The organism is Mucilaginibacter hurinus (assembly GCF_003324525.1).
GTDB classification, from domain to species: domain Bacteria; phylum Bacteroidota; class Bacteroidia; order Sphingobacteriales; family Sphingobacteriaceae; genus Mucilaginibacter; species Mucilaginibacter hurinus.
Map to the genome: position 1 here is coordinate 209,881 of NZ_QGDC01000002.1, position 24,707 is coordinate 234,587.

Sequence of the window (24,707 nt, forward strand, 5' to 3'; positions counted from 1 at the left end):
AGGGTGATTTGGTTACTATTTTATTTTTTTCCAGCGCTCCTCAACCTTGTTCCCGTTAGGCAGAGTGCCCTTAAAAGTGAGTGTATCTCGAGAAATACTGTAGGTATACTTTATGGGAATGCCAAGAGTTTGCGAAGCCTGGCTGCTGAAGGACTGAATTTCCAGGCACGTATCAGCTTTGAGGGTGTAATCGCCGGCTTCGTATTTAAAAGGCTTTTCACCTGCTTCAATAACAAATGCCTCGTAGTTATTTTTTGTATAGTGGCGATGCAAAGTATATGCAGTAGGCTTTGGCGTTACCTTACCGTTGCTTGTACCGCCACAATATTCCCAAACGCCTTTAAAGTCTGAGGTGTTAAACGATGCAAACAGCATCACAATCAATATGCAAACTATTATATTTTTCATTACTTAACCCAATCAATCCCTTTTTTTAAATATGATAATGTCTCCTCTTCAGGGCTCCCTGCCAACGGTGCATAATTGTACAACCATTTAGCGGTAGGCGGCAAACTCATCAATATAGATTCGATACGACCGTTCGTTTCTAAACCGAACTTTGTTCCGGCATCATAAACCAGGTTAAATTCAACGTAACGGCTGCGGCGTTGGTATTGCCATAACTGATTTTCTTTGGTAAATATTTTATTACGGTTACGCGCTATCATTTCTGTATAAATAGGAATAAATGATCGTCCTAATGCTTTGGAAAATTCAAATATGGTTTCCCACGTTAGTTCATCAGTAGCAGTAAGCCGGTCGTAAAAAATGCCCCCTATCCCCCGGGTTTCATTACGGTGTTTTATAAAAAAATAATCATCCGCCCATTTTTTAAACCTCTCGTAAAAGTCGTTATTAAAGGCGTCGCAAACCGTTTTTAGATGATTATGAAAAAACCTGGCATCATCCTCAATCACATAATGCGGCGTAAGATCAATGCCGCCCCCGAACCACCGTACCGATTTGCCCCCCGGCATAGCCGACGGCATTTCAAAATAACGGATATTCATATGAATAATTGGCACCCATGGATTGTTAGGGTGCATAACGATAGATACTCCTGTGGCAAAAAATTCATCTTCCTCAACCTTTAAAGCACGCTTTACGCTATCGGGAAGCTGACCGTAGACGGCAGAAAAATTCACACCGCCTTTCTCTAATATATTACCATCTTGTATAACGCGGGTTAAGCCTCCCCCGCCGCCGTCGCGCTCCCATACCTCTTGCTCAAAACTGCTTTTGCCATCGGCAGCTTCAAGTGCCAAACATATCTCGTTTTGTATTTCCCGGTAATCTGCCGCTACCTGTTCTTTGCTGATCATCGGGTGTAAAGTTAATGAATTGGTTGATTATGTTGATTGAGTTAAATTATGATTGGTTTGGTATCCGATACTGTCACTGGCAAACACAATTACTAACGTGGTAAACATAACAAGCCCTACACCCAGGTTAAGCCAATACGCCGGCTTCGGCGTCTTCTTCGACATAATCTAAATCTTTGCTGAAGCTTTCTTTTAACTGACTAAGGGCAAATAAAGCTATACCGGTAAGTATAAACATCATGATAAGCCCGCTTGTTACCATACCATAGTTACTTACAAATGCATCAAAAGCAAAGTTTATAGGGATGAGCGCTCCCCTGATAAAGTTTGGTACAGTTGTGGCTACTGTAGAGCGTATGTTGGTGCCAAACTGCTCGGCAGCTATAGTAATAAACGTTGCCCAGTATCCTACGCAAAAGCCCATAGCAAGGCATACCCATTTAAATTTATCAGGTGTGATACCTTTACTGGTTAAGTAAATTACTACCGTAACAACGGATAGTAACTGGAATATGAGCATAGCCAGTTTCCTGGAACGGGTTAATTGTGATAACAGGCCCGCAAAAATATCGCCGATAGATATCCCAATATAGGTAAACATAACTCCGGTACCGGCAACCAACACCTCGGTGGCGCCAAGCTCTTTTCCAAACTCCGGTGCCTGAGTAACCAATATGCCTACTACAAACCACAAAGGCGAACCAATTAAAATGCAGCAAATGTATTTTTTAAAACGTCCCCAGTCGTTAAATAGCATCAGCATATTTCCTTTTGATACATTTTTACCGGCAATGTTTTTAAACATTCCAGATTCAAAAGTGCCTATTCTTAATAAAAGCAATACAATACCCAGGCCGCCACCGGTAAGGTAAGCATGGCGCCAGTTCTCTTGGCCCACCAGCGCAGCTACAACAGCGCCAAACAGGCCTATGGTAGCTACAATGGTAGTACCCCAGCCACGGTTTTTTTTGCTTAGTGTTTCAGTGACAAGGGTTACTCCCGCGCCAAGCTCACCCGCCAGGCCAATGCCGGCAATAAAGCGTACTACGCCATAGGTTGTTACATCCTGCACAAAGGCGTTAGCTATATTGGCAAGCGAGTATAAAATTATCGAGCCAAATAATACCTTAATGCGCCCGAATTTATCTCCGATAATACCCCACAATATACCACCTAAAAGGAGGCCGCCCATTTGCATATCCATAATAAAAACACCCTCTTCCCTGATGTTTTCAGCCGCGACGCCAATAGCTTTTAAGCTGTCTGTACGTACTATGGCAAAAATTATAAGGTCATATAAATCTACAAAATACCCTAAGGCGGCTACCAGCACCAGGATAATAGCTTTGCGCGATGATTTCGCTTCAGAAACTTCAGTCATTTAAAAATGGGATAAGAGTTTTTCGGTTGCAAACATATAATTTTTTGTATAAAAAAACCCCTGCAAATTTAGCAAGGGTCTCTTTATAAGATGGGGGTTATAAATGTTAAACCTTTTTAACTTTTACAGCCTGTAAGCCTTTTCTTCCTTCTTCAACATCATATTCAACGCTATCATTATCTTTAATAGCATTAACGCCGCCTTCTACATCTTTAAAGTGCACAAATAGGTCCTTACCTTCTTCAGTTACGATGAAGCCGTACCCTTTCTGTGTATTAAACCATTTTACTTTTCCAGTTTTCATAAAAATTACCGTATTAAATATTTGTGTTAAGATTAATTACTAATACCAAACTGAATTATAAAACGATTGATAATCAGAGCGGAATATGCAAAAGTATCTGTTCAAATATAAATAAATAATTAATCCAAAGAAAATTATTTATTAGGCTGCGGCGTCGTTCTTAAATATGGTTTTATGATAGTATGACCCTTTGGAAATTTTGCCGCAATGTCTTCCGTCTTAATAGCAGGCACTACTACCACGTCCTCCCCGTCTTTCCAGTCGGCAGGTGTGGCCACACTGTAGTTAGCCGTTAACTGCAGCGAATCTATCACCCGCAATATTTCCTGAAAGTTTCTGCCTGTTGATGCCGGGTAAGTTATGATGAGTTTAATAGTTTTGTCGGGTGCTATGATAAATAGCGACCGTACTGTGGCAGTTAGTGACGCGTTAGGGTGTATCATATCGTATGCCTCAGCAATCTCGCGGTTTTCATCGGCTATAATCGGGAAATTAACCTCAACATCCTGTGTTTCGTTTATATCCTTAATCCAACCTTTGTGCGACTCAACATTGTCTACACTCAGCGCCAATACTTTTACATTACGCTTTTCAAACTCGTCTTTTAACGACGCCGTACGGCCCAGTTCGGTAGTACAAACCGGTGTATAGTCAGCCGGATGCGAGAAAAGCACAGCCCAGCTATCACCTAAATATTCGTAGAAGTCTATCTCGCCTTCTGATGTTTGTGCTTTGAAATTTGGCGCTTTATCGCCTAATCGTAAACTCATGATAGTGTGATTTAAAATGTTATTAATCGTAGTATAAAGGCTAAGTTAAAAGGTTTGTTTTAAAAAACCACAAGCAAAAGACGATTATTTTGGTAGAGATTTATTTGTTGATGTTTAAGTGACAATGTGGCCAGTTGGTAGGCATTAGATATCGGGATAAGCTGGTTGGAATGTCGTCGGGTTTTGCCGATTTGTTCAATATCGACATGCAAAAACTGAGTATGCTTGATCCATTAGGTGCCAAACCAAGTTGGTCGTTTCGATAAGAGAACCCCTTCCCCCTTACAAAGGCATTGGAGTGAGGCAAAAAAAAAGCCGCTCAATAACTGAACGGCTTTAAGTATGATTACGCTGATAATTACTCAGCTACAGCTTCTTCTGTTTCTGCAGCGTCAGCTTTTTTTGCTTTAGGTGCTGCTTTTTTTGCTTTTGGAGCTTTTTCGGCAGTCTCGTCAGCTACCGGCGCAGCTTCAACTTCAACCGCTTTAGTTTCTTTTTTTGCTTTAGGTGCAGGCGCTTTTACTTCTTCAACCAGTGCGGCCTCAAAAGGGATTACAGACACGTACGAACGATTATCTGCTTTCTTTTTAAACACTACGGTACCATCAATAAGCGCGAATAAAGTATGATCCTTACCTAAACCAACGTTTAAGCCCGGATTGTGCGGGGTACCACGCTGACGAACAATAACGTTGCCTGCGATTGCCGGCTGACCGCCAAAAATTTTAATACCTAAACGCTTGCTGTGCGACTCACGGCCGTTACGTGAACTACCGGCTCCTTTTTTGTGTGCCATTTTCTTATATTTTTTTAGCCGATAGCTATCGGCTGGATTAACAAATAATTACAGGGCGATACCAGTGATCTGTATCTTGGTAAATTGCTGGCGGTGGCCATTTTTCTTTTTGTAACCTTTTCTTCTTTTCTTTTTGAAGACAATTACTTTATCACCTTTTAAATGTGACAGAATGGTAGCCGATACTTTTGCGCCTTTCAAATCAGTGCCTAATTTGAATTTACCTTCGTTTTCTGCTAACAATACATTGTCAAATTCAATACTAGCGCCTTCATCTCCCTGTAACCTGTGTACAAAGATCTGCTGGTCTTTTGCAACTTTAAATTGCTGTCCGGCTATACTTACTATTGCGTACATTGTTATTTATTTATGTTTTTAAATTCGAGGTGCAAATATAGATATTAAATAATCAATAAGCAAGGCCATTATTTTTTACCCCTTGCTTCGGCATCTGTTAATATTCGCTGTATTTCTTTTATCAGTCGTTCGTTCGCATCTTTAAGCGTTTCATTACCAATATAGTCGGCCGCATACAGCACAGCTTTGGTTTTTCGTGAATAGTGGAACTCAATTTTATAATGCGGCACTTTGGGGTTGAGCTTGCCGGTACCATTATTTACCTGTTGCGCCGGAAAATTCCAAAACCCAAGATCAGCCGCCTTCCGGTGAAGGTAAAGCAGGTCGTCTTTAGTCAGCTTAAGTTTTTTATGCACTACAGAATCGCGGGTGTTTAAATACTGGTAATCCTGCGTTTTTGAATTATATTTATTCAGCAAACTGTCGCCAAACCCATATTCAAACACCATGTATTTAAACTCATTGAATTTATACGGAGCATTGGATACCATCATGCCGTAATAATAAAGGCAGTAAGCAAGGAACGGCACAACAACGCTTAACGCCAGGAAAATCTTTTTACTTTTTATGGTCATGGACACTTGTATTGCGGTGACTTTGTTCTATTTCACCGATTTAACTAGGTACAAAGATAAATTCGAAATCGGACATACGAAATCTGACATTAATTATCTATCTCCCCCTCCCACTTGCTTACTACAGCGGTGGCCATTGCGTTGCCTAACACGTTGGTAGCCGAACGGCCCATATCAAGCAAAGGATCAATACCTATCAGTAAAGCCAGGCCTGCTTCAGGTATATCAAACATAGCTATAGTTCCGGCTATTACTACAAGCGATGCACGTGGCACTCCCGCTATGCCCTTACTGGTTAACATAAGCACAAGCAGCATGGATAGCTGTTGCTGAAATGATAGTTCAATTCCGTAAGACTGTGCTAAAAACAACGAAGCAAAGGTCATATACATCATTGAACCGTCAAGGTTAAAAGAATAACCTAAAGGAAGTACAAAACTTACTATTTTATTATTGCAGCCAAACCGTTCAAGTTCCATAAGTACCCTGGGATACGCAGCCTCGCTTGTTGAGGTGCTAAACGCTACCAGCATCGCATCTTTTATACGGCCTACCAGGGTAAATACGCGTTTGTTTAAAACCACGTAACCGGCCATTATAATTACCAGCCACAGTAGCAATAATCCAAAATAAAATTCACCTATAAATATGGCGTAAGTGGATAATATCCCTAAACCCTGCTTGGCGATAATGGCTGTAATGGCACCAAAGACTGCCAAAGGTGCAACGTTCATTACATAACCCGTAACCTTTAAAATTACATGTGCTATAGCATCCATTGCTTTAATCACCACTTCGCCTTTTTCGCCGATGGCGGCTGTACCTACACCAAAAAACAAAGAGAAGACCACAATTTGTAGTATCTCATTGGTAGCCATAGCTTCTATAAAACTTTTTGGGAATACGTGATTTATAAAATCTCTGAGGGAAAGTGCCGTTTTTTGTATACCTGTGCCTATATGACTGTCGGGCAATGGCAGCTGCATGGCTTTGCCCGGTTCAAACAGGTTTACAAGCACCATGCCCAATAATAACGAAACCAAGGTAGCGCTTAAAAACCAAAGGAGGGTTTTGCCGCCTATCCGGCCAACAGATTTTATGTCGCCCACTTTGGCAACACCAACAACCAGCGTTGTAAATACCAGCGGGGCAACAATCATTTTTATCAGCCGCAAAAAAATGTCACTTAATATGTTAAAACCAACCAGTTTGTTATCGCGCAACACATCGTTAGCTTTACGTATAGCAGATTGCTCGGCGCGCTGTGTTTTAAGATCATGGTAGGCTGACGAGGTTGTATCCGTTACTTTTGCCAGGCTGGCATCAATGGATTTTACAGCCGTTTCAGCAGCGGCTATGTTATTATTGATATCATTGATTACGTGTTTATTATACAGGTAACCTGTGATAACGCCCACAATAAGGGCCGCAAAAATGTAGAGGGTAAGTTTGCTACGGTGCATTCAAGTCAGTTAAGCCGGTAAAGATAACGATTTATAGAGAGTAACTACGACGATTATCTGGTCGCAACTACACACCTCTATAGTATCCACACGCGGTAAAATAGTCTATACAGCTACCTTCGCTACTTTAACAGCTGTGCCATAAGCCAATACTTCAGTTACACCCTGCATAACTTCGTTCGCATCGTAGCGCATGCTGATAATGGCGTTCGCGCCAACTTCCTGCGCGTGCAGTATTAATAAATTATAAGCTTCCTGCCGGGCTTTTTCGCAAAGCTCGGTATAAATTGAGTTGCGCCCGCCTACTATAGTTTGTAAACCGCCCAAAATGTTACCGCCTATGCCCCGTGACCGGACAGTTATGCCTCTGACTACGCCCAGGTGATCGGTGATTGTATATCCCTCTAAATGTGTGCTGGTTGTTACTAACATGATACTTTATTTTATGCTCAAACATAGTTGATATATATTACATTCTATACGACTAACATTTATTAATTTGCCGCACATTTATGAGCATTTCAGCCTACGGCTTACAAAACATAAAAAAAGAGATTCAGCACCTGCCGCACGAGCAACTGCAGGAATTGTTGCTGCGCACAGCACGGTATAAAAAGGAAACCAAGGAATTGCTGGCCTATTTGCTGTTTGAAGCTCATGACGAAGCCGCCTTTGTAGAGAAAGTTAAGGCAGAGCTTGGTTTTATGTTTAGCCAACTGCCGGTACAAAGCTATTTTGCAGCCAAGGCCCTGCGTAAAATATTAAGGCTTATAAGCAAATATGTTAAGTTTATGGGTTCTAAAACAGCAGAAATAGAACTCCTGGTAAACTTTGGCCATAATTACCTGCAATATGCCGACCAGCGTACTTCTTACAAGCCTATGCGCCTTATTTTTGTTCGTCAGCTCGACAAAATACGTACGTCTATAAAAAAACTGCATGAGGATTTACAGTTTGACTATACCAACGACTATGAAGTGTTGCTGGCTGATGCTGATAAAAAATTACAGTGGTTAAATATTAACGACCATGCCTTGTAACAATTGCCTGAGTTTTTTATCTTAACACCATATTAACTGTAACGTGTCAGATAAAGAGGCAGCTTTTAAACAAATATTTGAAGCCAATTCAAAAAAAATATTTCACCTGTGTTATGGATACACAGGCGACGACGACGCGGCTAATGACCTTTTACAGGAGACGTTTTTGAAGGTTTGGCAAAATCTCGAAAAATTTCGTAACCAGGCTATGATATCCACCTGGATATATCGCATAGCCGTAAACACCTGCCTTACCTACCTGCGCTCAGAAAAACGCCAGGCTAAGGACGAACTTACTCCGCAAATAGCTGAAACCAAACGCGAAGAATTATCAGAAAAAAACGAGCAGGTAGCCCTGCTTTATAAATGCATATCAAAACTGGAAGAGTCGGAAAGAATTATTATCACCATGGTACTGGACGAGGTTCCGTACAATGAGATTGCCGAAATTTCGGGCATATCAGAGGGTAACCTGCGGGTAAAGATCCACCGCATAAAACAAAAGTTAACGGAATTATATAACCAGTATGAAAGACTTTGATCAATTAATGTCGGTTTGGCAGGAACAGCCAAAACGCGATCAGCTTTCAGTAGACGAGGCACTGAAGGGGGTTAAGCGTGGCATGGGCAGCCTTAATAAAAAAATGCTGATTAATATTGCCGGTATGCTAATGGCTGCGACTGCTGTATTATTTGTAATGCTGTTTTTAGCCTTCAATTCGTGGGTAACCTACCTGGGCATAGGTATTATGCTGGCCACCATGCTGCTCTACTTATCAGTAATGATAAAAGACTACTTGTTGATTAACCAGCGCGATGTTACCACTAATCCTGCCGAATATTTGCAAAGCCTTAAAGATTACCAGCGTAGCCGTGCCAACCTTAACGGCTGGTTGTACTATATATATATCTTATTGTTAAGCACAGGCCTCTCGTTATACCTGTATGAGGTGATGTATTATGTAACGCCTGTAATAAAATTTGGCTTTTACGGCTTCATTATAGTATGGCTGCTGTTTTGCACATTTTATCTTAAAAACCGCATTTATAAAGCAGAACAGGAAAAGCTTGACCAGATGGTAGACCGCTTAGCGCGGCTACAGGATCAATTCATCCCCTACCCACCTGAGGGTGAACCTTTAGAAGAAACAGATAAATAATTAAGATAAATCAGATATCAAGGAAAACATTCTGAGCAAATAATGGAGAGATGAATTAACTATTATTAGCAGGTCACCTTTTGCTTTGACCCGGCGTTATGAATATCTGAAGATATTTATTTATACCACAGATAACGCATTGCAAAACCTCCATGCAACGGCACTTACCCCCGCATAAACGGATTAAAATTCCTTGTCCCTATCTCCATCCCTGCCGCACGGCAAACCGTTTTCTCGCCAAATTTAAAGTTAATGGTATCCAGTGCCTGGTACAGACGTATACGTTCCTCGTTATCTTCAAAAAGGTTGATTTGGTAACTTCCTGTTGTAAGATTGCTTAAACGTACACCTATGAGCCTGATAGGACGATTCGGGTCCCATGCTTTAGTGAGCAGGTTTTTTATACCCGGAATCAAAATATGCTCGGCCGCGGTTAAACCTATCTTTTCCTGCTGAGTATGTGTTTCAAAATTGGCATACCGTACTTTAATAGCCAGGCACGATGTAAGCATGTTCTCTTTACGCAGTTTAAAAGATAGTTCTTCCGTCATGCTAACCAGAACAGTTTCCAATGTACGGCGGTCCTTAACATCATTATGGAAAGTGGTTTCTGTAGAGATTGATTTACGGTCGCTATGCGGCACTATCTCGCTATGGTCAATACCCCTCGCTTTTTCCCAGATAAACATGCCCGACTTTCCAAACAACGTTTGCAGAAACCGCAGGTCAACCCGCTGCAGGTCTCCAATTTTTTCTATACCATACTCATATAACTTTTTGCAGGTTTTTTCACCCAGCATAGGAATTTTTCTGATAGGCAGCGGGGCCAAAAATTCCATTTCCTCCCCGTGTGGTATTAACAGCTGCCCGTTCGGTTTTGCAGCATTGGTGGCCATTTTTGCAACCGTTTTGCTTGATGCCATACCGAAGGAGATTGGCAGTCCGGTTTCTTTTATGATCTTTTGCCGCAGATCCGATGCAAGTTTATAAGCATCATGGTAACGGTCCATCCCGGTTAAGTCAATATAAAATTCGTCAATGGAAGTCTTTTGATATACCGGCACCATCTCATGGATAATCTGCGTCACCTCACGGGATGCCTCACCATACCGGCCATGGCTGCCGCGTATCAAAATAGCATGCGGGCAAAGCTTTAATGCCTGCCGTGTAGGCATAGCCGAATGGATGCCATATCGCCTCGCCTCGTAACTGCATGATGCCACAACACCGCGCTCAGCTGATCCGCCTATTAAAACCGGTTTCCCAATAAGTTCAGGATTAAACTTCCGTTCTACCGATACAAAGAATGAATCGAGATCGATGTGTACTATCTGCCGTTTGGGCTCCATAAAACAAATTTGTGAAATTTATTTGAATTACTAAAATTTTTAGTAAAGTTTGTAACCAAAATCACCACCATGCACTACGCCCAATATAGGTTCCTGTTTTCGCCGCCACAACATGTAAAGGATAAAATTAAAGAGTATAAGCAAGTATCCATCGATAAAATAGGGACGTTTGACAGTATGCACTCAACGGCTTACATCAGCATCCCTTTTGATGAGGGCAGGCAAAAAACTTTTGTACTGGAACCTGCGCTCATACGCATGGAAAAATCATTGAACAGTATGCCACCGATAAAGCTGGATATTGTAGGCTTTGACGCATTTGCCAACCATGTAACCGGCTATACCATATACGCAGCGTTTGATATAAATGATAAGGTAAAAAACTGGATTAAGCTCTTGTTTCGGAGTATGAATATGAAGCAGCAAAGTTTTAAGCCTCACATTACTATTGCCAGAAACATTCCCGAAGAAAGTTATCGTGTGCTATGGCATGGTTTATGAAACAACGCTTTAAAGATAGTTTTGAAATTCCTGAGCTATTGATCAGTAAACGCGAGCCGTTTGGCTATGATACATCGTGGAAAGAGTTTAAACGTATCCAGTTTTTAAATCAGTTAAATAGCCCGGCCTCTTTTGACAATCCTACCTTGTTCTGACACAGTGTTTTAAGGACTTTTGGTTTTTTTTTACCCCGAAACCAAACCTTTTCCTATATTTGCGGCGGGTAAGTCTTTTACGACCAGCTCCTCTTGAACTCCCCCAGGGTGGGAACGCAGCAAGGGTAGAGGGTTGTAGCGGTGCGATAAAAGTAGCTTACCCATTTTTTATTTCTAAAAATTACGTTTTAGCCGGATAAAGTCTCCGGGCTGATAAAACCCAACAATCGATTGCAGACATGAAATTCTTTATTGACACAGCTAATCTTGCACAAATAAAAGAGGCGCATGAACTAGGCGTTTTAGATGGTGTTACTACCAACCCTTCGCTAATGGCCAAAGAAGGTATTACCGGCCATGATAATATTATAGCTCATTACAAAGCCATTTGCGAAATTACTGATGGCGATGTGAGCGCTGAAGTTATTGCTACCACGTTTGACGAGATAGTTACCGAAGGCGAAGCGCTGGCCAAATTACACCCGCGCATAGTAGTAAAAGTACCAATGATAAAAGATGGCGTGCGTGCCATTAAGCATTTCAGTTCAAAAGGTATAAAAACCAATTGCACATTAGTATTCTCGGCCGGACAGGCCTTGTTGGCTGCAAAAGCCGGCGCTACTTATGTATCCCCTTTTATCGGCCGTTTGGACGATGTATCAACAGATGGCATGCAACTGATTGAAGATATCCGGTTGATATATGATAATTATGGTTACGAAACACAAATATTAGCAGCGTCAGTTCGTCACCCTATGCACATTATACAATGCGCTAAAATAGGTTCGGATGTAATTACCGGTCCGTTAAGCGCTATTACGGCATTGCTTAAACATCCGCTTACTGATAGTGGCCTGGCCCAGTTTTTAGCCGACCATGCTAAGGCCGCGGGAAAATAATGCTCTTACCCATACAGTGAGAATTTTGAAAAAGCTTAAATGCCATCCCTGTTCAGGATGGCATTTTTTTTTGTCTCACCCTGCCCTATCTGAGGATCAGGTATTATTTTGGTTTTCCTATTGTAAATATTATTCTGTTAAATATAAAATTCTGTAAATTCTGATCCAGACGGCTAACTTAGCGGGATATGCTTGACATACTCATCATCGGCGGCGGCCCTATCGGCCTGGCTTGCGGGCTTGAAGCTCAAAAAGCGGGATTAAGCTTTGTTATCATTGAAAAAGGCTGCCTGGTAAACTCGCTGTACAACTATCCCTACACCATGACATTCTTTTCAACCTCCGAGCGGTTGGAAATTGGTGGAATACCATTTGTAACTACAAGCAATAAACCTACCCGTGCCGAAGCTCTTGAATATTACCGTCGCGTAGCGTTATCGAACAAACTGCCTGTTAATTTATTCGAAGAAGTTGTAGAGGTATTAAATATAGAAGACCATTACCAGGTCGCTACTACTAAGGCAACGTACAAGGCAAAGCACATTATTCTTTCAACTGGTTTTTATGACATAGCCGTAAACCTTGACGTACCTGGCGAGGATCTTCCAAAGGTGAAACACTACTATCGCGAGCCGCACTATTACGCCCTGCAAAAGGTTATTGTAGTAGGCGCCAGCAATTCTGCCATTGATGTGGCTTTAGAGACCTATCGTAAAGGTGCCGAAGTTACGATGGTGGTACGCGGAAGCGAGGTAAGCAGCCGGGTAAAATACTGGGTGCGGCCTGATATTATTAACCGAATTGAAGAAGGCAGCATTAAGGCTTACTTTAACTCAGAACTGGTAGCAATACGTGAAACTGAAGCAGATATTCGCACCCCGGAGGGCATTATTACCGTGCCTAACGATTATGTTATGGCGATGACCGGGTACAAGCCAAATTTTGAGTTTTTAAAAAAACTGGGGATCAATTTGTCCGAAGACAAATTTGTACCGCAATACAATCCCGACACCATGGAGACTAACAAGCCTGGTATATATCTTGCCGGTGTAGTTTGCGGTGGTTTGGATACTCATTTATGGTTTATTGAGAATTCACGGGTGCATGCCGATATGATTGTCGCTGATATAATACAGAAAGGTCTCACACGCATTAGAACTAATGGGGACGCTTTATAGAATCAAGAAATATACCGTACCGGCAGGCGGCCTACTTACACTATTATGAATATAATTTTTTATACAATATTTTTTTTGGCCATTGATGTATTTATATATCTAATGCTTAATACTGTAAGGAGAAACAATAAAACATGGATTTTGGGATTAGTAAGTGCTGTCATACTTGCATTCTTAGTCCATGTTAAACAGTGGAATCCAAATCTACTTCCCTTAAATGAATTTTTAGCAGTTATGTTTTTATCCGGATTGCCGATATTAATTTATTTTTGGTACAAATATTTTGTATTAAAGAAGATCGGTAGATTAAATATTAGTGATAAAAACTTCCTAGCACTAGCACAAAAGATTTTTTCTTTCTTTTTTTTGAAGTTAATCTATCTGATGGTTTTCACTATTCAATGTATTTTAATTTTCGAAAGTTTGCATTCTCTCAAATGACTTTATCGGTAAAGATAGCTGATCACTGGAAGGATTTAATAATTTTGTTGGTTTTAGTTTACGCTGCTTATTTTTTGTTTGTTAGAAAAAAGTATAAGTATTACAAGCTAAAAAAAAATGGGTTAAAATTACCCGCAAAAGTCCTTTCAATCAATGAAACTAATATATTTATTGATTATGAATCGTATATGATACCTGTAATGGAAATTGTATTTGAACTGGAATATCCACCAAATTTAATAAGGAAAGAAACTATCCGGCATGAATTTAGTAGATATGAAAACGTACCTAAAATTGGTGATATTATTATTATTATTGTAGATAAAACCAACCCTAATAACTTTGATCTTTTTAAGGAATAAACCATCGCCCTAACCTGGCGCGAGTATGCACGGCCAGCCAGCAGAGGTGGAGTACTCGTGACATTTACGTAGCTATTTACCCTGCCAATTGATATTTTTAAGCTACCAATGAGCCTTAAATATAAATTCAGAAACAAGGATCAATTATACTTTTTAACTTTTTCAGTAATCAGCTGGATAGCCCTTTTTTTGTCCGCAATGAATACAAAATATTGTTCAGATATTTCATTGAAAAAGTAACCCTCCGCAAACGGTAACCTTACCCGTCCTCTCCCCTATTAACTAATAGGTGAAGTTTATTTGCTTGCTTTCGCTTATAGCGACAGAAACCAGACTGTTATTCCCAGCCAGCTGCGTAACCGCCCGTTGTATCTGCAACAGATGCCGTTGTTGATGAGCGACCAGGAAGCGTAAAGCGTCAGCAGTTTTTATCCTTATAAGTGTGGCGATACTTGTAGGCACGGTTACACGGTTCAAATCATGATTTCCGGCTGCCTGCAATAAGTTTAGTAAATCCTGTTGTCCATCATAAAAAGCTTGTAATTCTTTTTCTGTGTTTTCTAGCCCAACAGGCAGGTGCCTGGCAGCCGCCTTGTACCTGGTTTTAACCTGTCCGTTATGCGCGGGTTGCATCATCTTCACAAAATAATCGCCTAACAATCCTGGTTTAAATGTCGTGGGGTTTTGGGCGATAGCAGTACTGTGCTGCAGTTTTAGTTTTACAACAGGAACGTAATATTTGTTGTAGGTGTTCAAATGCTTTATCACCTGGATTATACTCCACGAATCTGGCGCTGGGGCAGTATTCAAAATAGAGCTATGTTGCGCGGTAACCTGGCGGATACTATCTGTAATGTTTTGCACTTCTGCATACAATTGCCGAAGTAATGTTGACTGATCTAATTTCATAACGCAAATTACCGGCAAATCTCTCGCAAAAAAGTTGACCTGCGCCATCATTTTACAACCGTATTTTATTCAGCATTTTGCTTAATGTTGCTTTATCAACGCCGATGTAAGAGGCTATGTACTTATCAGGGATTAAGTTAAACAAATGCGGACTGCGTTTAAACAGTACCTCCAGTTTCTCTGTTGCAGAAAATATGCTTAATTCCTTTTGCCTTTCGAGCACTGATGACAGTGCATTGGCTGACATGATCCTAAGCCATTTTTCGAGTTCAGGAAAATCATCCGCCAACTGCATAAAATCGCGATAAGATATTCTGAGTAACCGACTGGCTGTTAAGGTTTCAAAGTTAGAGTTAGCCGGTTTACATAGCAAAAAGCTATCCACAACACCGGCAAATGAATAAGGGTATGTGAATACAATAGTAACTTCTTTATCAACATGTGTGCAGTAACAGCGTTGCACGCCTTTAATAACAAAATACAGGTATCGTTCTATGTCATCTTCGCTGGTAAGCAATGTTTTTCGCTTGGCATCAAAAGCATACCAGCGGGCCAGCATCGCTTCAAAAAACGCATCGCTTAGCACCGGGACGTAATTAAAGTAAGCTTTAAGTTGAGCTAACTCTTCCGGATGTGGTATCGCCGAATTTATTTTCAAGATAACTTTAGCACTCTTTAATGTGCAAACCATTTTTACAAACAGTCTAAAATTACGGTTTAAACAATTTAAAGCATAATATTCAGGTCATTAAATGATATTTTTCTTGCATAAATAAAAATTAATGGCATACTTTGCACAAAGTTTATAAATATAAAAAATACACTAAAAATGAACCAGCAAAGCTTATATAAGCCCGTTACAAGAGCAATTTTTGCTCCTGTTGCCGCTGCCTTGGTTTCTGTAATATTTATATGTTCTCCTTCACGACGAAGGCTTTATATCCCCCGGGTTTAATTGCTGTCCTGGCAAAATTCAAAGCAGTTTTATAACTGTCCCACTAAAATCACTTATTTATTACGGCTGTAAAGGCCATTATTACGGTAATTTTCTTTAAGAAATGACCATACAAGATTTTGATATATTAGTTGCGTCGGCCCAGCATGTTGATTATGCGCAACAGATATGTGATGAAATGGCCGAATCAGCCAAGGCGCGCGGTACCGGCATCGCACAGCGTTCGCCCGAATATGTCGCCAATAAGATGCTGGAAGGCAAAGCGGTAATTGCCCTTCATAAAGACGGCACCTGGGCTGGCTTTTGCTATATAGAGACCTGGAGCCACGGGCAATTTGTAGCTAATTCAGGGCTTATAGTTAGTCCGGAGTTCAGGAAAGTTGGCCTGGCAAAAGCTATTAAAGAACGCATATTTGAACTTTCGCGTACAAAGTATCCGGATGCCAAGTTATTTGGCTTAACTACCGGCCTGGCGGTGATGAAGATAAACTCTGAGCTGGGTTATGGCCCGGTTACCTACTCGGAACTTACACAGGACGAGGATTTCTGGAAAGGTTGCAAAAGCTGCGTGAACTACGATATACTGATGAGCAAGGACCGCAAGAACTGTATGTGTACCGCCATGCTTTTTGACCCTGCCGAAAAAAAGAAGGAAAGAGAAGACAAAGTAAAAAAGATAACCCACAAGGCTACCCTGCTTGAGCGTATTGAAAACGCGCTGAGGGGAAAAGCTAAAATGTTTACCCTGTTTGTTAAGGCTTATTAAGGCCGTTGATATATTAAATAAATGAAGAAAAAAGTAGTATTGGCTTACAGCGGGGGTTTAGATACCTCATTTTGCTGTATCTATTTAACCCGCGATCTGGGCCTTGAAGTACATTCGGTTATAGTAAATACCGGCGGTTTTAGCGACGAAGAATTAAAAGCAGTAGAGAAGCGCGCTTTCGAAATGGGTGTTACTTCGCACCATGTTGTGGATGAAACCAAAAACTTTTACGACAGCTGCGTGCGTTATTTGATATATGGTAACGTGTTGAAAAACAACACCTATCCCCTGTCGGTAAGTGCCGAGCGGGTGAGTCAGGCTACTGCCATTGCTAACTATGTTAAGGAGATTGGCGCAGAATATGTTGCCCATGGCAGCACCGGTGCGGGTAATGACCAGGTGCGGTTTGACATGATATTTAATATCCTTATCCCCAACGTGGAAATACTCACCCCTATCCGCGATCTTAAACTTAGCCGCGAAGAGGAGATAGAATACCTGAAAAAGCACGGTGTGGAGATGAACTTTGAGAAGGCTAAGTACTCTATCAATAAAGGTATTTGGGGCACTTCAGTTGGCGGTAAAGAAACGCTGACCTCAAATTTGGGTTTGCCTGAAGAAGCCTGGCCGACACCAGTTACTGAAACCGAGGCAAGAAACCTTGAGCTTGTGTTTGAAAAAGGGGAATTGGTTGGGATTGATAGCGAATCATATGATCATCCTGCAAAAGCCATACAAGCTTTGCAGGCTATTGCCCAGCCGTATGGAATTGGCAGGGACATACACGTAGGCGATACGATTATTGGCATAAAAGGCCGTGTTGGTTTTGAAGCTGCTGCACCGGTTTTAATTATCAAAGCACACCATACGCTGGAAAAGCACGTGTTAACCAAGTGGCAGCTTACCTGGAAAGACCAACTATCAACCTTTTACGGTAACTGGCTGCACGAAGGGCAGTTTCATGACCCGGTAATGCGCAATATAGAAGCCTTTTTGGATGACACGCAGCAATATGTGAGCGGTAAAGTGTTTGTACAACTGCTCCCCTATCGTTTTCAGGTGGTCGGCATTGAGTCTGCACATGACTTGATGTCAAACAAGTTTGGCAGTTACGGTGAAATGAATAACAGCTGGAGCGGCGACGATGTAAAAGGTTTCTCTAAAATATTCGGAAACCAGGTAATGATATACCACAAAGTAAACACTCCTAACCCCCCGGCCCCCTGAAGGGGGAGCTTTTGAAACGCTTAAAGATTTTATAATGGACGACCAAAACAATAAATCGTTTACTTCTGCTCCCTCTTCAGGGAGCCGGGGGGCTATTCGTGCTGGCATTGTAGGTGGTGCGGGTTATACCGGCGGCGAAATGCTGCGTATTCTTATTAACCATCCTAATGTTGAGATAGCCTTTGTACACAGCAACAGCAACGCAGGCAACTACCTTTACCACGTACACGCAGATCTGTTTGGCGATACCGACCTGATGTTTGCCGCAGACCTGCGTACTGATGTTGATGTATTATTTTTATGTGTAGGGCACGGCGATGCCAAAAAGTTCCTGGAAGCCAACCAGGTACCCGATAGTGTAAAGATCATTGATCTGAGCCAGGATTTCCGGCTAAGCCAAAACAGGATATTTGGCAGCAAAACATTTGTGTATGGCTTACCCGAATTAAACAGGGATACTATTAAAGAGGCTCAAAATATAGCCAATCCGGGTTGCTTTGCAACATGCCTGCAGTTAGGCTTGTTGCCACTTGCTGCTAAGGGTTTACTTACTAATGAAGTAAACATCACCGGCACAACCGGCTCTACGGGCGCAGGGCAAAGTTTATCCGCTACGTCGCATTTTTCGTGGAGAAATGATAACCTGTCTGTTTATAAAGCATTTGACCATCAGCACCTGAATGAGATAAGCCAATCGTTAAAGCAATTGCAGAGCAACGATGTAGGGCAATTAAATTTTATACCCTACCGTGGAGATTTCACCCGGGGCATTATCGCGTCTATATACACCGATAGCGAACTTACGGAAGAGGAAGCACTGGAGTTATACACAAATTACTATTCTAATCATCCTTTTACGCATGTTACTACCCGTAATATAGATTTGAAACAAGTAGTGAACACCAATAAATGCTTTATCCAAGTAAAGAAGCACGGAGGTAAGCTGCTGATAATAAGCATTACCGACAATTTACTTAAAGGAGCTTCAGGGCAGGCGGTGCAGAATATGAACCTGATGTTTGGATTACCTGAAACGAGCGGGCTTAAATTAAAGGCGGCTGCGTTTTGAGTAATAATAATATACCAACCCGTCATTGCGAGGAACGAAGCAATCTCATAGATATTCACGATTGCTTAGCTTAAAGAGATTGCTTCGTTCCTCGCAATGACGCTTAATATCACAGAGATGAACCTATTCGACGTTTACCCTATTAATCCAATCAACATTGTAAAAGGCGTGGGCAGCCTTGTTTATGATGACAAAGGCACCGAATACCTCGATATGTATGGCGGTCACGCCGTTATTTCAATTGGCCATACAAACCCGCATTATGTAAAACGATTGGAAGATCAGTTGCATCAATTAGGTTTTTATTCAAATTCGATAGAAATACCTTTGCAACAGGAACTGGCGGCAAAACTGGGCAAAGTATCCGGCAAAGAAGATTACCAGCTGTTTCTGTGTAATTCGGGTGCCGAGGCTAACGAGAATGCGCTGAAGCTTGCATCGTTTTACAACGGTAAAAAGAAAATCGTCGCATTCAGGAAATCGTTTCACGGGCGCACCTCATTAGCCGTAGCTGTTACGGATAACCCAAAAATTGTTGCCCCTGTTAATGAGACGGATAACGTGATTTTTTTGCCCTGGGGCGATGAAGCAGCTTTAGAACAGGCTTTTGCCGGCAATGATATATCTTCGGTAATTATTGAAGGCATACAAGGCGTTGGCGGAATACAGGTTGCAGCCGAAAACTTTTTGCAAAAAATCAGGTCAGTTTGCAATGAACAAAATGCTGTGTTTATAGCCGATTCGGTACAGTGCGGCTATGGCCGTACAGGGAAGTTCTTCTCGCATGATTTTGCCGGCATTGACGCCGATATATACAGTATGGCGAAAGGTATGGGTAACGGCTTCCCTATCGGTGGCATTATTATATCGCCGAAAATAAAGCCGGCTTATGGTATGTTAGGTACCACCTTCGGAGGCAACCATTTAGCCTGTGCAGCAGGATTGGCTGTGCTGGAGGTAATTGAGCGGGAAAACCTCATGCAAAATGCTGCCGATGTTGGCAGCTATTTAATAAACGAACTTAAAAAGTTTGAACAGGTAAAAGAGGTACGCGGCCGAGGACTGATGATAGGTATTGAGTTGCCGGAAGAATTGAGCAATGTGCGTAAGGATTTGCTATTTAAGCACCATATATTTACCGGCGAGGCCAAACCAAATGTGGTAAGGTTACTGCCGGCGCTAAACTTAACCAAAGCACACGCCGACAGATTTTTAGAAGCGTTTGCAGCGGAAGTAGGCCCTCGCTGAGTCTCCTCAAAAGTAGGAAACTTGTTATAGGGGATACGAATTATTTATAAAAAACTAAAAAAGTCCCTTTTCTTTGGACGGGGATTAGGGTGATGCACAATGAAACTATTTTCTTCAGTACACGACGTAACCGATATTAATGAGCTTGTAGCCGACGCGCTACGCCTTAAACACGCGCCGCACGAGCACAAGCACCTGGGCAAGAACAAAACACTTGGGCTGATATTTCTTAACCCAAGCCTGCGTACGCGAATGAGTACACAAATAGCAGGTGCCAATCTGGGCATGCAGGTGATGGTACTTAATATTGACAAGGAAGGCTGGGCACTTGAACTGCAGGATGGCGCTGTAATGAACGGCACTACTGTTGAGCATATACGTGAGGCCGCCGCTGTATTAGGCGAATATTGCGACATTATCGGCGTACGTTCTTTTCCGGGCTTAAAGAACCGTGAGGAAGATTATAGCGAAGCAATATTTAACAAATTTGTTAAATATTGCGGCGTGCCTGTGGTAAGCCTTGAATCAGCCACCAGGCATCCCCTGCAAAGCCTGGCTGACTTAGTTACCATAGAAGAATTGAAAACTAGAGACCGTCCTAAGGTATTGTTAACCTGGGCACCCCATATCAAACCCCTACCACAGGCTGTACCTAACTCGTTTGCCGAGTGGATGTGCAAAGCTGATGTTGATTTTACTATTGCGCACCCTAAAGGTTATGAACTGAACACCGAGTTTACTAACGGGGCGAAAATTACTCATAATCAAGATGAAGCTTTAGCAGGAGCAGACTTTATCTATGTGAAAAACTGGAGCGCTTATGAGCCCTACGGGCAGGTATTTGGCGGCAATGAAGACTGGATGCTGACCAACCAGAAATTACAGCAAACAAACAATGCTAAAGTAATGCACTGCCTGCCGGTGCGCCGGAACCTTGAATTATCTGACGAGATACTGGATGGCCCTAACTCTGTAGTGATACATGAGGCTGGTAACCGGGTATGGGCCGCGCAGGCCGTTTTGAAGCTTATGCTGGAAGAATTGGAATAATCGAATGTTATTGCCACCTCGTCATTGCGAGCGTAGCGCGGTAATCACGTAAGCGAAATGAACGCCGTAATGTATTGAATAAATGGTTCAGAGATTGCTTCGTTCCTCGCAAGGACGATCTGTTATGGTGTACTTTCGCTCGTTTGCTCTTTCCTGTACAAATAATTGATCAGATGCTTAAGTGTTAGTCCCTGAAAAATTACGGAGAAGATCACTATAAAAAAAGTAGCGGCAATAATAAGGTATTTATATCTTGCTTCGATCTGAAGTGACAGAGCCAGCGCGATTGATATCCCTCCCCTTACCCCTGCCCATGTTAATACGTTGACGCTGCCATAATTAATATTCAGCGTACGGCGTAAAAATGTTAGTGGCAGCACTATGCTAAACCAGCGCGCAATTAGCAGCATAAGTATTGCAATACAACCTGTGCGCCAGTAATTATCAATAAAAGGGAAATTTATCATCTGCAACCCTATCATCGAGAAAAGCACGGTATTCAACATTTCGTCAATTAGTTCCCAAAACTTCTCCAACGACTGGTGTGAGTGCTGCTTGGCGTCAGTATCGATAGAACGGCTACCTGCGAACAGGCCGGCAGTAACAACAGCGATAGGTATGGATAAGTGCAATACAGAGGCTATAACTGAATCGGCCATAACCAAGGCAAGCGACACAAGCACAATTGTTTGAAAATCGCTGATGGATCGCATTAGCCTGAAGGCTATAAAACCACTTATAATACCTAGGGCTATACCGCCAAACACTTCCTGTAAAAATACAAGCAATACTTCGCTAAAAACTATATTTTCGGCGCCGGCGCGCGCTATTTCGCTAATGATAACAAATAGTACAAGCCCTACTCCATCGTTGAGCAGCGATTCGCCCGAAACAACGGTCTCCAGGTGCCGTGGTAATTTTGATCCTTTCATTATACCTTCTACGGCTACAGGATCAGTGGGCGAAATAAGCGCACCAAACAGGAAGCAATATATCATGGGAACACGTATATCAAAAAATTGAGCGGCGAAATGGAACAGAAGCCCAAATATAGCTGTGGAAAGCAGTACACTTAAGGTACTTAACATCATAACGGGCTTCATCTCACGCCTCAACCTGCGCGTATCAACACGGAATGCTGTGGCAAAAAGCAGAAAGCCCAGCATAATGTTTAATACTGATTCAGAAAAGTCAATATTCCTGGCCAGCGAAGTAAGGTTCTTTGCCAAGCCGGGCGCTGCCTGGTTAGCTGTAATAATTAGGAGAGAACCTGTTATTGCAACCGCCAGTACCCCAATGGTACCCGGCAAGTTTAGCATCCTGGCATTGATGTACGAGTAGATTGCACTTAATGTGATAAGTAAAGCGATGATAATAAAGATATCCATGTACGGCAATAAATCAGTCGGATAACAATAAAATGTGTAAAATGTTCGCTTATGCAAATATCAAAAAATCGAGCCTGACTCATTAAGATACGCTTTGTTAAAAAATTCGGTATGAGAACCCAATTATAAGTTTAAAAAAAGCTGTTTTTAAGGTAAACGATTGAATTTGCCGTCAAAGTAATGGTTTAACGTTCTTTTATAGCTTATATTTATCGTGTTTATGCCATTTTATATATATCATAGTCAGAATTATATTGCGTTTTTCTATTTTTGTGGCACTAAACAGCATATTTTTTACCAGGCGATCAAAGTAGTGTAAGGCTTGATGCTGTTAACAATCGAAATGACATCGTTACATATCATTAAAATAGGCGGCAACGTAATTGACAATTCCGAGAACTTACACCATTTTTTGCAGGACTTTACTTCACTTGATGGTTATAAGATACTGGTGCATGGCGGCGGTAAAGTAGCTACTCAACTTTCAGAAACCCTTGGACTGGAAGCAAGGCTGGTTGAGGGCAGGCGCGTAACAGATATTGAAACCCTGCGTGTGGTTACCATGGTATACGGCGGCTTGATCAACAAAAATATAGTGGCGCAATTACAGCGTTTTGGCAATAACGCTATTGGGCTAACCGGCGCCGACGGCAATTTTATACGTACGAAAAAACGACCCGTAAAAACAATTGATTATGGCTTTGTAGGTGACATCGACGAAAAGTCCATTAATCCGGAGAATATAAGCAGATTACTTGAAACAGGTTTTACCCCAGTGTTTTGCGCTATTACACATGATGGCGAAGGACAATTGCTAAATACCAACGCAGATACTATCGCGTCAGCGTTAGCAGTATCGTTAGCAAAGCTATACGATACTACGCTGATATACTGCTTTGAAAAGGCCGGTGTGTTACATGATATTAATGACGAAGAGTCGATAATACGTGAAATTGACCCTGCGCTCTACCACGAACTAAAACAACAGCAAATTATACATAGCGGCATGCTGCCCAAATTAGATAACGCCTTTACAGCTATCGGCTGCGGTGTAAAATCTGTAGTAATAGGTCGTTCGGACGACCTGGGTAATATTAAGCAACAAAAACCATTTGGAACAAGGTTAAGCAACCACATATGAATGCATCACAAAACATTGCCATATTAGGCAGCGGAAACATCGGTTTATCACTAGCTAAAGGCTTGGTTACAGCTAACATATGTAAACCATCCCAGGTAATACTTACCCGCCGTAACATAACTGCACTTGATGCCTATGCCGAACAGGGTTACCAAACTACATCCGCAAATATAAAAGCAGTAAAAAAAGCTGATATAGTAGTTTTGGCGGTATTGCCCCAGCAATTGAACAAACTGCTTGATGAGATAAAGCCTGCCATTAAATCAGAGAAACAGCTGTTGGTATCCGTTATATCAGGTGTTACCTGCGAGGACATACGCAAACAGCTTGAGGTAAACGTGCAGGTAATACGCGCTATGCCTAACACAGCTATAGCTATCGGTCACTCCATGACATGTATAGCCACAGATAATGGCACCCCAAAGAACATTAACCTGGTAAAATCATTATTTGATACTGTTGGCGTAACTATACAGATTAACGAGGAACTTATGACATCAGCTACTGCCCTTTGTGCATGTGGTATAGCATTCTTCCTGCGTTCAATACGCGCGGCTTCACAAGGCGGTACTGAAATTGGTTTCCACGCGCATGACGCTTTACGTATGGCTGCACAAACAGCTAAAGGTGCCGCCGACCTGCTTTTGCAGTTAGCCTCACACCCCGAGCAGGAGATTGACAAAGTAACATCCCCTAAGGGTTGTACTATTGCCGGCCTTAACGAGATGGAGCACAATGGCTTTAGTTCGGCAATGATAAAAGGGATCAAATTTTCTGCTGAAAAAGCCGGAGCATTGTACAATACAGAAGAGTAGCCCGCTGAGGCATCAAAGCACTGCTTATTTGATGCCTCGTTAGCATTGGTATAGTGCTTATTATGACAGATTTACTTTGCTAAAAA

Annotated in this window: 29 protein-coding genes and 1 other RNA gene; 16 read left to right on the forward strand and 14 right to left on the reverse strand. The window is 41.8% G+C overall.

Features of this window, described 5'->3' with window-relative positions; translation table 11 throughout:
* Positions 1 to 15: 15 nt before the first annotated feature.
* The 10 genes from DJ568_RS04095 to DJ568_RS04140 all read right to left on the reverse strand — a co-directional run bounded on the left by DJ568_RS04095 (position 16) and on the right by DJ568_RS04140 (position 7,400).
* Positions 16 to 408 (reverse strand): hypothetical protein, encoded by a 393-nt coding sequence (locus tag DJ568_RS04095; protein ID WP_114003978.1) that lies wholly within the window; start codon positions 406 to 408, stop codon positions 16 to 18.
* A complete protein-coding gene (gene hemF / locus DJ568_RS04100; protein ID WP_114003979.1) occupies positions 408 to 1,322 on the reverse strand; it encodes an oxygen-dependent coproporphyrinogen oxidase in 915 nt (304 codons plus the stop codon). The genes DJ568_RS04095 and hemF overlap by 1 nt, the downstream gene beginning before the upstream one ends.
* Before the next feature lie 127 nt (positions 1,323 to 1,449).
* Complete coding sequence (locus tag DJ568_RS04105; protein WP_114003980.1) at positions 1,450 to 2,703, reverse strand: MFS transporter; 1,254 nt, start codon at positions 2,701 to 2,703, stop codon at positions 1,450 to 1,452.
* Between the two features lie 106 nt (positions 2,704 to 2,809).
* Complete coding sequence (locus DJ568_RS04110) at positions 2,810 to 3,007, reverse strand: cold-shock protein (protein ID WP_114003981.1); 198 nt, start codon at positions 3,005 to 3,007, stop codon at positions 2,810 to 2,812.
* A 134-nt stretch (positions 3,008 to 3,141) separates the two neighbouring features.
* The gene (locus tag DJ568_RS04115; protein WP_114003982.1) at positions 3,142 to 3,777 is read right to left on the reverse strand and encodes a peroxiredoxin; all 636 of its coding nucleotides are present in this window, start codon (positions 3,775 to 3,777) and stop codon (positions 3,142 to 3,144) included.
* A 358-nt stretch (positions 3,778 to 4,135) separates the two neighbouring features.
* Positions 4,136 to 4,573 carry a 50S ribosomal protein L27 gene (rpmA, locus tag DJ568_RS04120; RefSeq protein ID WP_114003983.1) on the reverse strand — a complete coding sequence of 146 codons (438 nt, stop codon included), beginning with the start codon at positions 4,571 to 4,573 and terminating at the stop codon, positions 4,136 to 4,138.
* Positions 4,574 to 4,621: 48 nt separating this feature from the next.
* A complete protein-coding gene (gene rplU, locus DJ568_RS04125; protein WP_114003984.1) occupies positions 4,622 to 4,930 on the reverse strand; it encodes a 50S ribosomal protein L21 in 309 nt (102 codons plus the stop codon).
* A gap of 68 nt (positions 4,931 to 4,998) precedes the next feature.
* Entirely contained in the window at positions 4,999 to 5,505 is a 507-nt protein-coding gene (locus DJ568_RS04130) for a hypothetical protein (RefSeq protein ID WP_114003985.1), read from the reverse strand.
* Between the two features lie 89 nt (positions 5,506 to 5,594).
* Positions 5,595 to 6,968, reverse strand: a complete 1,374-nt coding sequence (locus DJ568_RS04135; RefSeq protein WP_114003986.1) for a dicarboxylate/amino acid:cation symporter — start codon at positions 6,966 to 6,968, stop codon at positions 5,595 to 5,597.
* 105 nt (positions 6,969 to 7,073) lie between these two features.
* Positions 7,074 to 7,400: a YbjQ family protein gene (locus DJ568_RS04140; protein ID WP_114003987.1), complete on the reverse strand. Its 327-nt coding sequence runs from the start codon at positions 7,398 to 7,400 to the stop codon at positions 7,074 to 7,076.
* A gap of 80 nt (positions 7,401 to 7,480) precedes the next feature.
* Between DJ568_RS04140 and DJ568_RS04145 the strand changes: the two genes are divergently transcribed.
* From DJ568_RS04145 to DJ568_RS04155, 3 genes are read left to right on the forward strand one after another with little or no spacing between them, the layout of a single operon-like run.
* Entirely contained in the window at positions 7,481 to 8,008 is a 528-nt protein-coding gene (locus DJ568_RS04145; protein WP_114003988.1) for a hypothetical protein, read from the forward strand.
* Positions 8,009 to 8,051: 43 nt separating this feature from the next.
* A complete protein-coding gene (locus DJ568_RS04150; RefSeq protein ID WP_114003989.1) occupies positions 8,052 to 8,549 on the forward strand; it encodes an RNA polymerase sigma factor in 498 nt (165 codons plus the stop codon).
* Positions 8,536 to 9,168: a hypothetical protein gene (locus tag DJ568_RS04155; RefSeq protein WP_114003990.1), complete on the forward strand. Its 633-nt coding sequence runs from the start codon at positions 8,536 to 8,538 to the stop codon at positions 9,166 to 9,168. Before DJ568_RS04150 ends, DJ568_RS04155 begins: the two co-directional genes overlap by 14 nt.
* A 164-nt stretch (positions 9,169 to 9,332) precedes the next feature.
* Here DJ568_RS04155 and dinB read toward each other — a convergent pair whose 3' ends face one another.
* Positions 9,333 to 10,517 (reverse strand): DNA polymerase IV, encoded by a 1,185-nt coding sequence (gene dinB / locus DJ568_RS04160; protein WP_114003991.1) that lies wholly within the window; start codon positions 10,515 to 10,517, stop codon positions 9,333 to 9,335.
* 69 nt (positions 10,518 to 10,586) lie between these two features.
* Between dinB and DJ568_RS04165 the strand changes: the two genes are divergently transcribed.
* The 6 genes from DJ568_RS04165 (at position 10,587) to DJ568_RS04190 (ending at position 14,053) form a co-directional block, all read left to right on the forward strand.
* Positions 10,587 to 11,018: a hypothetical protein gene (locus DJ568_RS04165; RefSeq protein ID WP_114003992.1), complete on the forward strand. Its 432-nt coding sequence runs from the start codon at positions 10,587 to 10,589 to the stop codon at positions 11,016 to 11,018.
* Positions 11,015 to 11,173: a hypothetical protein gene (locus DJ568_RS17170; RefSeq protein WP_158534870.1), complete on the forward strand. Its 159-nt coding sequence runs from the start codon at positions 11,015 to 11,017 to the stop codon at positions 11,171 to 11,173. The genes DJ568_RS04165 and DJ568_RS17170 overlap by 4 nt, the downstream gene beginning before the upstream one ends.
* A 66-nt stretch (positions 11,174 to 11,239) precedes the next feature.
* Positions 11,240 to 11,338: signal recognition particle sRNA small type (gene ffs / locus DJ568_RS04170), an RNA gene on the forward strand.
* 74 nt (positions 11,339 to 11,412) lie between these two features.
* Positions 11,413 to 12,072: a fructose-6-phosphate aldolase gene (fsa, locus tag DJ568_RS04175; RefSeq protein ID WP_114003993.1), complete on the forward strand. Its 660-nt coding sequence runs from the start codon at positions 11,413 to 11,415 to the stop codon at positions 12,070 to 12,072.
* Between the two features lie 188 nt (positions 12,073 to 12,260).
* Positions 12,261 to 13,250, forward strand: coding sequence for a YpdA family putative bacillithiol disulfide reductase (locus DJ568_RS04180; RefSeq protein ID WP_114003994.1), 990 nt, complete (start codon positions 12,261 to 12,263; stop codon positions 13,248 to 13,250).
* A 437-nt stretch (positions 13,251 to 13,687) separates the two neighbouring features.
* The gene (locus DJ568_RS04190) at positions 13,688 to 14,053 is read left to right on the forward strand and encodes a hypothetical protein (RefSeq protein ID WP_114003996.1); all 366 of its coding nucleotides are present in this window, start codon (positions 13,688 to 13,690) and stop codon (positions 14,051 to 14,053) included.
* A gap of 282 nt (positions 14,054 to 14,335) precedes the next feature.
* Here the strand turns inward: DJ568_RS04190 and DJ568_RS04195 are convergent, their stop codons facing one another.
* Together DJ568_RS04195 and DJ568_RS04200 are read right to left on the reverse strand one after the other, a co-directional pair.
* Positions 14,336 to 14,962 (reverse strand): DinB family protein, encoded by a 627-nt coding sequence (locus DJ568_RS04195; RefSeq protein ID WP_158534871.1) that lies wholly within the window; start codon positions 14,960 to 14,962, stop codon positions 14,336 to 14,338.
* A 52-nt stretch (positions 14,963 to 15,014) separates the two neighbouring features.
* Positions 15,015 to 15,620 carry a Crp/Fnr family transcriptional regulator gene (locus DJ568_RS04200; RefSeq protein ID WP_158534872.1) on the reverse strand — a complete coding sequence of 202 codons (606 nt, stop codon included), beginning with the start codon at positions 15,618 to 15,620 and terminating at the stop codon, positions 15,015 to 15,017.
* Between the two features lie 400 nt (positions 15,621 to 16,020).
* On the opposite strand from DJ568_RS04200, the gene DJ568_RS04205 reads away from it, so the two are divergent.
* The 5 genes from DJ568_RS04205 (at position 16,021) to DJ568_RS04225 (ending at position 21,277) form a co-directional block, all read left to right on the forward strand.
* Positions 16,021 to 16,683: a GNAT family N-acetyltransferase gene (locus DJ568_RS04205; RefSeq protein WP_114003999.1), complete on the forward strand. Its 663-nt coding sequence runs from the start codon at positions 16,021 to 16,023 to the stop codon at positions 16,681 to 16,683.
* A 21-nt stretch (positions 16,684 to 16,704) separates the two neighbouring features.
* Complete coding sequence (argG, locus tag DJ568_RS04210; protein ID WP_114004000.1) at positions 16,705 to 17,910, forward strand: argininosuccinate synthase; 1,206 nt, start codon at positions 16,705 to 16,707, stop codon at positions 17,908 to 17,910.
* A 34-nt stretch (positions 17,911 to 17,944) separates the two neighbouring features.
* Positions 17,945 to 18,979 carry an N-acetyl-gamma-glutamyl-phosphate reductase gene (gene argC, locus DJ568_RS04215; protein WP_114004001.1) on the forward strand — a complete coding sequence of 345 codons (1,035 nt, stop codon included), beginning with the start codon at positions 17,945 to 17,947 and terminating at the stop codon, positions 18,977 to 18,979.
* Between the two features lie 117 nt (positions 18,980 to 19,096).
* Entirely contained in the window at positions 19,097 to 20,227 is a 1,131-nt protein-coding gene (locus tag DJ568_RS04220; protein ID WP_114004289.1) for an aspartate aminotransferase family protein, read from the forward strand.
* Between the two features lie 99 nt (positions 20,228 to 20,326).
* A complete protein-coding gene (locus DJ568_RS04225) occupies positions 20,327 to 21,277 on the forward strand; it encodes an N-acetylornithine carbamoyltransferase (protein WP_114004002.1) in 951 nt (316 codons plus the stop codon).
* A gap of 122 nt (positions 21,278 to 21,399) precedes the next feature.
* Here DJ568_RS04225 and DJ568_RS04230 read toward each other — a convergent pair whose 3' ends face one another.
* Positions 21,400 to 22,665, reverse strand: a complete 1,266-nt coding sequence (locus DJ568_RS04230) for a cation:proton antiporter (RefSeq protein ID WP_114004003.1) — start codon at positions 22,663 to 22,665, stop codon at positions 21,400 to 21,402.
* Positions 22,666 to 23,008: 343 nt separating this feature from the next.
* Between DJ568_RS04230 and argB the strand changes: the two genes are divergently transcribed.
* On the forward strand, positions 23,009 to 23,806 hold the full coding sequence (gene argB / locus DJ568_RS04235; protein ID WP_199560859.1) for an acetylglutamate kinase: 798 nt from the start codon (positions 23,009 to 23,011) through the stop codon (positions 23,804 to 23,806).
* Positions 23,803 to 24,621, forward strand: coding sequence for a pyrroline-5-carboxylate reductase (gene proC / locus DJ568_RS04240; protein WP_114004004.1), 819 nt, complete (start codon positions 23,803 to 23,805; stop codon positions 24,619 to 24,621). Before argB ends, proC begins: the two co-directional genes overlap by 4 nt.
* Positions 24,622 to 24,707 lie beyond the last annotated feature (86 nt).